At 63.8% G+C, this 1,026-nt stretch carries 1 protein-coding gene; it reads left to right on the top strand.

Features of this window, described 5'->3' with window-relative positions; translation table 11 throughout:
• On the top strand, nt 1-1,026 hold a 1,026-nt coding region (locus AC1D1P_RS24250; RefSeq protein ID WP_477674782.1), incomplete at both ends, for a Ppx/GppA phosphatase family protein.

Raw genomic sequence — 1,026 nt, 5'->3', positions numbered from 1 at the left:
GACCATGGAGTCTTATCGCGTCGGCAGCGTGGCATGGTCGATGAAGTATTTCCCCGACGGGCAGTTCAACCCGCGCGCCTTCCAGACGGCAGAGGTCGCCGCCAAGGCGGTGCTTGACGAAGCCGTCAATATCTACCGCGCCGATGCGTGGGACACCGCCTATGGGTCTTCCGGCACGATTGGCGCCGTTAGCGACGTACTGACAGCCTCGGGCTGGCCCGCGGGCATGGTCACGCAAGAAGGCCTCGACTGGCTGCTGGACCGGCTGCTCAAGGCGCAAAGCGCCGATCGCCTCAAGCTCGACGGCATGAAAGACGACAGGCGCGCCGTCATAGGCGGCGGTGTGAGCGTGCTGAGGGCCGTGTTCGATCTCCTGGGCATCGCGCAAATGGAAGCCGCACAAGGCGCCTTGCGCCACGGTGTGCTCTATGACCTGGTGGACCGTGAGCAGGATTTGACCGATTTGCGCTCTACCACCGTGCAGCGCCTGGCCAGCAAATTCAATACCGACAACGCACAGGCCCAACGCGTCAGCAAAGTCGCCAGGCAGTTGTTCGTCATGGCCGGCAAGGGCATGCCCGCTGCGGAATCTGCCCGCTTCCAGCGCAAGCTGGAATGGGCCGCAGAGCTGCACGAGATCGGCAGCCAGATCTCGCACAGCGACTATCACAAGCATGGCGCCTACATCCTGGACAACGCCGACGCGCCGGGCTTTGCCCTGCCCGAACTGCATCGCCTGAGCCTTCTGGTGCTGGGCCACCGCGGCAAGCTGCGCAAGCTTGAAGTCAATTTCGAAGACCGCGTGTTCGTCCAGCAACTGCTGTGCCTGCGCCTGGCCGTCATCCTCTGCCACGCCCGGCGCGACCCTGACCTCAAAGGCCTCCAGCTCGAAAGCAGCGCCGAGCCCGGAAAGATTTTTGTACTGAACTGCCGCGCCGGCTGGGCGCAGGCCTTCCCGCAATCGGCCCATCTGCTGCAGGAAGAAGTCCTGGCGTGGCAAAAAACGCCGTGGACGCTGGTTGTGCC

The organism is Polaromonas sp. P1_E1_2 (assembly GCF_056406035.1).
The sequence above is the reverse complement of the archived record's forward strand: the minus strand, read 5'-3'. Positions and strand labels throughout refer to the sequence as shown.